At 37.0% G+C, this 8,884-nt stretch carries 11 protein-coding genes; 5 read left to right on the forward strand and 6 right to left on the reverse strand.

What is annotated here, in order from left to right:
- Nucleotides 1-43 precede the first annotated feature (43 nt).
- Entirely contained in the window at nt 44-283 is a 240-nt protein-coding gene (gene rpmB, locus ACOVO2_RS13295) for a 50S ribosomal protein L28 (protein WP_188764895.1), read from the reverse strand.
- A gap of 91 nt (nt 284-374) precedes the next feature.
- The gene (locus tag ACOVO2_RS13300; RefSeq protein ID WP_229250523.1) at nt 375-545 is read right to left on the reverse strand and encodes a DUF5522 domain-containing protein; all 171 of its coding nucleotides are present in this window, start codon (nt 543-545) and stop codon (nt 375-377) included.
- 65 nt (nt 546-610) lie between these two features.
- On the opposite strand from ACOVO2_RS13300, the gene ACOVO2_RS13305 reads away from it, so the two are divergent.
- Entirely contained in the window at nt 611-1,054 is a 444-nt protein-coding gene (locus ACOVO2_RS13305) for a GNAT family N-acetyltransferase (protein ID WP_421770449.1), read from the forward strand.
- Here the strand turns inward: ACOVO2_RS13305 and ACOVO2_RS13310 are convergent.
- From ACOVO2_RS13310 to ACOVO2_RS13320, 3 genes are read right to left on the reverse strand one after another with little or no spacing between them, the layout of a single operon-like run.
- The gene (locus ACOVO2_RS13310) at nt 1,046-1,543 is read right to left on the reverse strand and encodes a hypothetical protein (RefSeq protein WP_421770450.1); all 498 of its coding nucleotides are present in this window, start codon (nt 1,541-1,543) and stop codon (nt 1,046-1,048) included. The genes ACOVO2_RS13305 and ACOVO2_RS13310 overlap by 9 nt on opposite strands.
- Nucleotides 1,544-1,597: 54 nt before the next feature.
- Nucleotides 1,598-2,668, reverse strand: a complete 1,071-nt coding sequence (locus ACOVO2_RS13315; RefSeq protein WP_421770451.1) for a serine hydrolase domain-containing protein — start codon at nt 2,666-2,668, stop codon at nt 1,598-1,600.
- A gap of 13 nt (nt 2,669-2,681) precedes the next feature.
- Nucleotides 2,682-3,257, reverse strand: a complete 576-nt coding sequence (locus ACOVO2_RS13320) for an RNA polymerase sigma factor (RefSeq protein ID WP_421770452.1) — start codon at nt 3,255-3,257, stop codon at nt 2,682-2,684.
- A gap of 487 nt (nt 3,258-3,744) precedes the next feature.
- Here ACOVO2_RS13320 and ACOVO2_RS13325 point away from each other — a divergent pair, with 487 nt between their 5' ends.
- Nucleotides 3,745-4,095 carry a DUF6249 domain-containing protein gene (locus ACOVO2_RS13325; protein ID WP_421770453.1) on the forward strand — a complete coding sequence of 117 codons (351 nt, stop codon included), beginning with the start codon at nt 3,745-3,747 and terminating at the stop codon, nt 4,093-4,095.
- Between the two features lie 68 nt (nt 4,096-4,163).
- Here ACOVO2_RS13325 and ACOVO2_RS13330 read toward each other — a convergent pair whose 3' ends face one another.
- Nucleotides 4,164-5,201, reverse strand: a complete 1,038-nt coding sequence (locus ACOVO2_RS13330; protein WP_421770454.1) for a WD40/YVTN/BNR-like repeat-containing protein — start codon at nt 5,199-5,201, stop codon at nt 4,164-4,166.
- Nucleotides 5,202-5,235: 34 nt separating this feature from the next.
- On the opposite strand from ACOVO2_RS13330, the gene ACOVO2_RS13335 reads away from it, so the two are divergent.
- The 3 genes from ACOVO2_RS13335 to ACOVO2_RS13345 all read left to right on the forward strand — a co-directional run bounded on the left by ACOVO2_RS13335 (nt 5,236) and on the right by ACOVO2_RS13345 (nt 8,816).
- Entirely contained in the window at nt 5,236-6,606 is a 1,371-nt protein-coding gene (locus tag ACOVO2_RS13335) for a BatD family protein (protein ID WP_421770455.1), read from the forward strand.
- A gap of 69 nt (nt 6,607-6,675) precedes the next feature.
- Complete coding sequence (gene aroC, locus ACOVO2_RS13340) at nt 6,676-7,755, forward strand: chorismate synthase (RefSeq protein WP_421770456.1); 1,080 nt, start codon at nt 6,676-6,678, stop codon at nt 7,753-7,755.
- Between the two features lie 422 nt (nt 7,756-8,177).
- Nucleotides 8,178-8,816, forward strand: a complete 639-nt coding sequence (locus ACOVO2_RS13345; RefSeq protein WP_421770457.1) for an O-methyltransferase — start codon at nt 8,178-8,180, stop codon at nt 8,814-8,816.
- Nucleotides 8,817-8,884 lie beyond the last annotated feature (68 nt).

An 8,884-nucleotide genomic window follows, 5' to 3' on the forward strand; every position in this document is an offset into this window, starting at 1 on the left:
GAGTCATGCTTCTTATCAATACCTTTCAGTAAATTTCAGCGAATTATAACGCTAAAGTACCTTTGCGAGCTGCATCAACTAAAGTAGCTTCTAAGCCTTTTTTGTTGATAGTGCGAAGTGCTGAAGTCGAAACTTTCAATGAAACCCAGATACCTTCTGATTCTAAAAAGAATCTTTTAGTTTTTAAATTTGGGAAAAACTTACGCTTAGTTTTATTATTAGCGTGCGATACGTTATTACCGACTTGCGTTTTCTTACCAGTGATTTGACAAACTTTTGCCATTGCCTTATTGAATATTTTCTATGAAAAAATGAATACTTTCCTAAAACGGAGTGCAAAATTACATATTTTTTTGGAAAGGAAAAAGTATAGTTTATATTTTTTTATATCCATACGGACAATGACGACACCCATTTTTACAGCAATAACCACGCTTTAGGTGATATGCACTCGTAAAAATCAAGAATCCGTTCTCATAATAATAGTCTTCGGTGGCATACTTTTGATTGAGTATAGCCCCATTTTCACTTTTTCTTTTACTCACAACTTTATTTTTTTAACTGAGAATGTATAACTTAGTGTTTGGTTAAAAAGTTTTAAAATATTCTGATGGAAGTAATAATTCGCCAAGCAACGCTCAATGACGTGAAAGATATTCTGCACATTTATGCCGAATCGCTCGACAATGGAAAAGTTTTATCGGTTGAAAAAGCCCAAAGAATATTCTTAAAACAGCAGCAATATCCTGATTATAAAGTATTTGTAGCAGAATATGAGCAGCAACTTGTTGGAACTTTCGCCATACTTATTATGGAAAATATGGCTCATCAGGGTACGCCATCGGCGGTGGTTGAGGATGTTGGGGTTTTGCCTTCTGTGCAAGGAAAAGGCATCGGAAAATTAATGATGGAATATGCTCTAAATTATGCCAAAGAAAAAGGCTGCTACAAAATGAGTCTTTCGAGTAACCTTAAACGTGAAAAAGCCCACCAATTCTACGAATCGCTGGGCTTTCAGAAACATGGCTTTAGTTTTTTAATGAATTTAACTTAGACGCACCTTTCTATTCATAAAGTATGGTTTAAGCACTTTTTTATCAAAAATGGCCAGTAAGACTATCAAATTGATTAAAAGAATCACTTTTACCAACATATCTGTCGAAAAATCATTGACAACTTCTAAGTTATTTACTCTCGGAATTTCAATCGCTGAAGTTGAGTTGGAGAAATAAAATACGGCCAGCCCGATAGTTACTACAAAAAATACCGACATCAATGCCAAAAATATCCAAGTAAGTTGGCTGCTCCACGATTTCTTTTTGACTGGAGCGAAAGCAATATTTGCCAAAAGATTTTCGGTAAATTCAGCCGATGGTTTTTCAATGTTCAAATCGGCTAAATCGAAATGCACTGCTTCTAACTCTTCAAAGTATGCCTTATACTCCGCCGATTCAGACAATAGATTTTGGTGCTGTGACAAAATCTCTTTTGAGGCACAACCATCCAAAATATCAAATATTTGTTCGTCAGTTAGCATTTTCATACGCTTTTTTGTTTTTGACTTATTTGCTTCCAGCCATTTCTGAGGCAAAATAAATCATTTTTTATACTTTTTTAAAGCCATTGCGGCAATATCTCTCGTTATTTGGGTTGGCGAGTGGCAATCACAGTTACTAAATCCAACAACGTAAATATCTTCACTCGGAATATACACGCCCATCGATTTAAAACCAAAAACACTACCACCGTGTTCACGGCTCGGGGTTCCGTTGAGGTCTTTGATGTGCCAGCCGTAGCCATACGTAAATTCTTCACCACTGTTTAATTTATATTTGCTAAACACTTTTTTGGTGTTTTCGGCATTCAAAAGCACATGATTATTCAAAGCATTTTGCCATTTCAGCATATCGCCCAAACTCGACATCAACGAACCCGATGAAAATGGTACACTAAAACTAATGACTGTTTTATTGACAAATCCATGCTCTTTTTTGTGGTAGCCATAAGCTCGTTTACTAATCACTTGGCGGTCGCTGGCGTAGTAAGATTGACTCATACCCACTTTTTCAAAAATATGCTTTCTGATAAAATCTTCATAGGTTTCGCCCGAAACCAATTCAATAATATATCCCAAAACCACATAACCCGAATTATTATAATCAAATTTTTCACCAGGGACAAAATCAACGGGTTCGTTTTTGAAGAAATCGACCATCATTTTAGGTGTCATTTCTTTTTGAGCAATTTCTCGAAGTGTTTTCATCTTCGTAAAATCTTTGATGCCCGATGTATGAGTCAATAAATGATGAATCGTTATTTTCTCACCCGCTGGATAATCTATAATATATTTAGAAATTGGCTCATTCACGTTCAATTTTCCTTGTTCTTGCAATATCATTATGGCTATGGCCGTAAACTGCTTAGTCATTGAGCCAATCTGAAATACGCTTTCGGGCCTTAAATCTACATCTAATTCTAAATTTGCTTTACCAAATGCTTTTTGATAAATCGGTTTGCCATTTTTAGCAATCATAAATGCACCGCCTGGGCCATTTTTTTCGTTGAACTCTGTTTGAATTAGACTATCAATCTTTGCTTCAAAAGTTTGTGCAAATGTTTTAGTTGATAGGATAATAAGTAATAATGTAATTTTAAAATAGCTGTTCATAGTATAATTGTTTTCATAACAAACTCTTCACTTCGTCTTTCAAGAGTTTTTTCATCTCTTCGGCTAAACGTTTTCTGGCTCGGTGGATTTTTACTTTGGCTGTTTCGGCACTTACATTCGTTACTTCGGCAATTTCTTCGAGCGATAATTCTTTCAGATAAAATAATGTAATCATGGTAGTATCATCGGCCGAAAGGTTTTGTAAGGCTTTCTGTATAGCTATTTTTCTTTCGTTTTTTCTTAAATCTTCGGCCGAATCGCTCGAATGACTCACCATAAATGCCTCTGATGAACTTTCAATATCAACTGCCTCTACTTTATTCTTGCGTTTTTGCATCAAAGCAGCATTGAATACGATTCGATAAAACCAAGTAGTGAATTTCGATTCGGAATTAAAAGAAGACAAAGCCCCAAAAACCTGCATAAAAGCATCTTGAGCTACTTCTTCGGCATCTTCTCGATTATTCAGAATTCGGTACGCAACCGTAAAGGCATAATCTTTATGGCGATTAATCAACTCCTTGTAAGCCGATTTATCGCCAGTCCGAATACGATTGAGTAGGTTTATATCTTTCTGATTATCATTCACAACCGATTTGATGCAGATTGTTTTGAAAAGGTTACACTTAAAAGATTAAATAACTGATGTTACGCAAATTTTCTAAAAATCCATAGGATTGTCTCATTTTGTAGCCGTCGATTTCAATCGACGGTAAAAAAGATGTACATAGTTTTTAAAGTTCCATCGGAACGCCTCATATAATAAATGTACCGTTCCGATGGAACTTAATTTGTTCTTTTAATTACTACCATCGATTAAAATCGATGGCTACAAAATCAATCGAGCCAATGGCTCTGTGTAAAATCAGTTAAAAAATTAGTTTTATGACTTTCACAAAAATATCTCAAGAAATTTGGGGGAAGCAATTTAACTCTAAATTACTTATAATCAACACTTTAAACAATTCTTAATTCTTAATTCTGAATTCTTAATTATCATAAGCTGTAACCTGCAAAAAGAAACCTGCATCCTATTAGCAAAATAAAATTTCAATACATAAAACATATACAAGATTATGGACCCAAGAGCAGCTATTGTAGCAATGTCGATTCCAATTACAGCCATTTTAGGCTTTGTCGGATTAATGATTATTTTGAGAAAATTCGATAACGACGAAAGAATGGCAATGATTGAAAAAGGTATTGCTTTACCTCAGAAACAAAGTGCAAAAGTAAATCCAGCGTCAGCACTCCGTTGGGGATGTCTTTTTGTTGGCGTTGGACTGGGGATTTTTGTAGCAAATATGATTGCCAGCGTAAAAGAAGATAACGAAGCCCTCTACCCTGCTTTGATTATGTTCTTTGGCGGAGCAGGTTTATTAGTTTCATACTATATCCAACTCAAAATCGACGAAAGAGCAAAATAAAAGTCCACAGTCAATCGTCCACAGTCAACAGTTTTTTATCGACTGTCAACTGTGGACTATTGACTAATTTATTTCCCCCATTTTGCTAAGTTTCCTTTGCCGCCAATTGCCCAACAGGCGTCTTTGAAGCACGAAATTGCATGAAAAGATTCTGTATCAATGGCTTTCCATTCGGGTTCGGGTGGCGTCCCACTGTCTTCACCGAGTAGGCTCGTACCCGAAGTTCCGACCAATAACAAACTTTTGTTGGGCAACCTCCAACCCGACTCTTTCAAGCCATCGGGTTGTGCAGTTGGCAAAAACTCCCAAGTTTTTCCCGCATCGTGCGTAATGGCTACATTATCAATCTTTTCTTTATCATTTTTATAATCGCCACCTACGGCAATTCCTTGATTTTCATTCCAAAAATGCAAACCAAAAATCCCGGCGGTTTGTCCTTTTTTGAATGGAGTCTGATAAACCTGCCAAGTTTCGCCTTTATCAGATGTGAAGAAAATTCTACTTTGAGTGTTGAGCCATGCCCTGCCATTGGGCTGAACCGCCACGCAAGTTCCGCTTGATGCAAAAGATGCTTCGCCTTCGAGTACGGGAGGCAATTTCTCTTTATTGATACGCTGCCAAGTATTTCCAGCATCGAGTGTACGTAAAATAAAAGGTTTATCATCAATTGGGTCGCCAATCAAAATCCCTTCTTTTTCATTCCAAAAATCCATCGAATCAAAAAAAGCTCCTTTATCTTTATATTCCAAAATAACTTTCCAAGTATTACCCCCATCGCTTGTTTTGAAAACCTTCGCTGCTCCTTCTTCAGCCAAACCCGCACTCATGATGTAAGCCACTTTTTCGCTTACGCCATAAATATCCCTAAAGTCCAATTTCTCTGCACCACTAACCTTTATAACCTGCCACGTAGCCCCCGCATTGGTTGTTCGCAAAACAGTGCCTTTGCTCCCACCTGCCCACACGACTTTTTTGCTGATGGCATGAATCGAGCGAAACGAGGCATCTGTTCCTGACACTTGCTTTATCCATTGAGCATTTATGGTATTGGTAGATAGTAAAATGAACAGTAAATGAGCTTTTTTCTTAAAAAACTGGCGAATCATAGCAAACAAAGAGAATAGTGGTTATTTTTGTAAAATGAATGGCCGTAAGTTACATATTTTCTATATTTTTTTACTCTTTTTAGTATCCAATTTTGCTTTGGCTCAAGAAGACGTTAGAATCGAATTGGGTAAAAAGAATATTTTACTGGAAGAAAACTTCACGATTAAAGTTATCATTCGAAACACCGATAAATCGGCCATGAGTGCCTTTCCCGAGCTTCCGAGCTTTACAAAAGGAGCCAGACAAAAAGTATTCTCAAAAAATCCGCTTGGCTATACCATCACTCAAACCTACACCCCAACCAAAGAAGGAAACTTCAAGATTCCGAGTTTTACGCTGACGGTTAACAATAGAGACTATACAAATGAGGCATTTAATATCATAGTCAATTCGCCAGTCGATAATGCTGAGGAAGAAAACGAGACGATTTCGCCAGAAAAAGCTAAAAATAACGCTTTTTTGGCCATGAATGTCAGTAAAAACAAAGTTTATGTGGGAGAAGGTTTCAGAGTTTCTCTTGCCTTTTATGTGGCCGAAAGCAATACTATTAAAATGGATTTTGCCGATGATTTGAATGCCCAAGTCGATGCCATTGCCAAGAAAATAAAATCTCCTGATTGCTTAGAACAACGAATCCTGATTTCAGATTTGAAGGGTGTTCCGACAAGCATTAATGGCAAAAAATATCTTTCTTACCAGTTCTTTGAAGCAAACTATTTTCCGCTCAATAGTAAACCCATTAATATTCCTGCGGTTGAGTTGAGAATGGTTCAGACCATTAAAAACACTAAGGAAAGCATCGTTTTTAAAGATATTCCTCAGACCATTTCGGTCTTGGATTTACCCGAGCATCCGCTCAAAGATAAGGTTTCAGCTGGAAATTTTAGTTTGGTCGAGCAAATCGAAACTCGCAAAATCAATACAGGCAAGAGTTTTAGCTATTTGTTCAAAATTGTGGGCGACGGCAACTTTTCTACGGTTAATGTTACCTCGCCAACCAATGATAGCTTTTTTGATTTCTACCCACCCGAAATCAAAGAAAATAGACTAAATGGACAAATAAGCAGAGAGAAACTATTCCGATACCGAATTTTACCCAAAGATTCGGGCCAATATCAATTCGATAAATATTTCTTTTGGGTGTTTTTCAATACAAAAAAAGGGCATTATGATACACTTAAATCGGCTCTAAAAATCAAGGTTTTAGGTAAAACCATTGCCGATAAAGATACCGATACCTCGAATGATATTTTTGCAGGAATAGATAAACTCGATACTTCTCGAACCGAAACCAATTATCAAGAGGTTTTGAAAAACATATCTAATTTACTGATAATCTGCATGTTAGTAGGCAGTTTATATCTGTTTAATTGGAGAAGAAAGAAAAAAGCTAATAATGAATAAAGTGGAGCGAACCGAACGTCGGGCGGTTTCACTTCGCTGTTTAAATAACTGAAAATATATATTTAATAAATGAGTAGCACTTACGGAAAAATCTTTAAAATATCGACTTTCGGAGAATCACACGGAAAGGCAATCGGAGTAATTGTTGATGGATGCCCAGCGGGAGTTGAATTCGATGAAAATTTCATTCAAAACGAGTTAGATAGACGCAAACCTGGTCAGTCAAGAATCACTACGCAACGCAAAGAATCTGATGAATTTCAAGTTCTTTCGGGGGTTTTTGAAGGAAAAACTACTGGAACGCCCATTGCGATGGTAATTCCGAACGAAGACCAACGCTCTAAAGATTATAGCCATATTGCTACCCAATATCGTCCTTCGCACGCTGACTATACCTACACAGCCAAATACGGTAACCGTGATTATCGTGGTGGCGGACGCAGTTCGGCTCGTGAAACGGCTGCTCGTGTAGCTGCGGGGGCATTGGCAAAAACGCTTCTTTCTACCAATAATATTACGATTCAAGCCTACGTTTCGCAGGTGGGTAAATTAAAGCTCGACAAGCAATATTGGGAACTCGACCTCTCAAAAACAGATGATAATGCGGTGCGTTGTCCTGACGAAGAAATGGCTCAAAAAATGTTTGATTACATTGATGAAACTCGCAAAAAAGGCGATTCGATTGGTGGAATCATTACATGTGTTATCAAAGGTGTGCCTGTGGGTTGGGGAGAACCTGTTTTTGATAAACTTCATGCCGAACTCGGTAAAGCAATGCTCGGAATAAATGCCGTGAAAGGTTTTGAATACGGTAGCGGATTCGAAGGCATTGAGTTATACGGTTCGGAACATAACGACGAATTTTATATCGGAGAAGACGGCAAGGTTCACACCAAAACCAATCTTTCGGGTGGTATTCAAGGTGGTATTTCTAATGGCGAAGACATTTATTTTAAGGTAGCTTTCAAGCCAGTAGCTACCATTATGCAAGACCAAGAAAGTGTGAATGCTGAAGGCGAAAAAGTAATTGTCTCGGGCAAAGGCCGCCACGACCCTTGTGTATTACCTCGTGCCGTGCCAATCGTCGAAGCGATGGCGGCATTGGTTTTAGCAGATTTTAGTTTAAGAGCAAAATCAAATAAAGTATAAAGTATTTATAAGAATTTTCAAGGAAGTCGTTTCAGGGAAGTCTTCGCTTTATGCGAAGGCTTCCTTTTTATTTTATTCCAAAAAATTAATTTTCATTTTTTATTGAAAATATAATTTTTATTATAAATTTGATTATTTCAAAAAAAATAACCTAATTTGTTAGGATTTCTAAAAAATGTTCTAATTTTGTAATTAAAAGGTATTTAGCTTATTTAAGTACAAAGAACTATTTAATTGATAGTATTTTACCACAGAGGTACACAAAGTACAACACGGAGTTACACAATGAATAAATAAAAAAACTCTGTGAAACTCTGTGATTTTTAAACTCTGGGCAACTCCGTGGCGACCGACGCTCGGTTAAAAAAATGTTATCAATTCAATTTTTACCATCACTTAAAAACCAATCAGTGTAGTATAAAATGGAGTTTATTAGTGACGAACTTGATGAATATTGTGTGGCTCATACCTCGACCGAAAATGAGATTCTCAGCAAATTAAACCGAGAAACCCACGCCAAGGTCTTACAACCACGCATGTTATCAGGTCATTTTCAAGGACGCTTTCTTTCGATGCTTTCGCACATGATTCGTCCGATGAATATTCTTGAAATTGGAACTTACACTGGATATTCGGCTTTGTGCTTGGCCGAAGGGCTACAAGAAAATGGCAAATTACTGACCATTGATGTAAACGAAGAGCTGGAAGATTTCGTGAGAAGTTTTTTCAATCAATCGCCGCTAAAAGACAAAATTGAGTTCAGAATTGGCAATGCTCTTGAAATCATTCCAACACTCACACAAACATTCGATTTGATTTTTATTGATGCCGACAAGCTCAATTACGATAAATACTATGATTTAGTATTCGATAAAGTCCGTCAGGGAGGTTATATCATTTCGGATAATGTACTGTGGAGTGGAAAAGTAGCCGACCCAAGTAAAAAAGACAAAGACACAGTTTCGATTAGGGCATTCAACCAAAAATTACACGATGACCCACGCACCGAAAACATTCTATTACCCATAAGAGACGGCTTGATTGTGGTAAGGAAGTTGTGATTGGTTACTGGGAAATTAGTTACTGATAGATTGGTTATCAGTAAATTGGTTTTCAACAAATAACTAGT

It is taken from the genome of Emticicia sp. (assembly GCF_049241225.1).
GTDB lineage: Bacteria > Bacteroidota > Bacteroidia > Cytophagales > Spirosomataceae > Emticicia.